Here is a 236-nt window from a genome sequence, read left to right on the forward strand (position 1 = left end):
AGCGGGCTGCCGCTGCCGGCAGCCTCGAGCCGGCTGCGCAAAAGGTCCATCACGCCCGAAAGCGAACGCGGCGCGCCGTTGGCGGAAAAGAAGATCGCGCGGTTGGCCGCTGCCGCCTTGGGCAGCAGCGCCGCCGCGCTGGCATCGGGATCGGCGGCCAGGCCGGCAAGAAAGCGCCCGGCGCCATCGGCACCGAGGAAATGCGCGAGATAGAGTTCGGCATTGTCGGGATCGCG

At 70.8% G+C, this 236-nt stretch carries 1 pseudogene; it reads right to left on the minus strand.

The features are described 5' to 3' along the window. Window positions 1–236 (minus strand): annotated as a pseudogene (locus H926_RS28905) (lytic transglycosylase domain-containing protein); the annotation flags it as partial.

It is taken from the genome of Novosphingobium sp. B-7 (genome assembly GCF_000410615.1).
GTDB classification, from domain to species: domain Bacteria; phylum Pseudomonadota; class Alphaproteobacteria; order Sphingomonadales; family Sphingomonadaceae; genus Novosphingobium; species Novosphingobium capsulatum.